Below are 296 nucleotides of genomic sequence, written 5' to 3'. Positions count from 1 at the left end.
AACCATTTCAAATGCATAGCGATACATTCGTTTAATTTCCCACAACATCGGGTTTGTAATCGCCAATCCATTTCGCAAACGATTCAACGTAGAATGGAGATGAATTGTCAATCCAAATAATAACTCTTGGTCATTGAGTAATCGATCATCCATATGATTCGACATATACTCGATCAATAAACGCGTCACTCGCAACGCTTCCTCATCTATTTCACGGAAAAATGGCTCAACCCCGTCCTTTATATGTACTCGATCGTACCGAATGCGTGCGCCTAATAAATGTAACGTCATATATC

At 39.5% G+C, this 296-nt stretch carries 1 protein-coding gene; it reads right to left on the bottom strand.

All coding sequences use genetic code 11. The features are described 5' to 3' along the window. On the bottom strand, positions 1 to 296 hold a 296-nt coding region (locus LD028_RS08725), incomplete at both ends, for a PRD domain-containing protein (RefSeq protein ID WP_237811581.1).

This window comes from Anoxybacillus sp. LAT27, assembly GCF_022030075.1.
GTDB classification, from domain to species: domain Bacteria; phylum Bacillota; class Bacilli; order Bacillales; family Anoxybacillaceae; genus Anoxybacillus; species Anoxybacillus kestanbolensis.
This window is presented reverse-complemented; position numbering and strand designations above follow the sequence as displayed.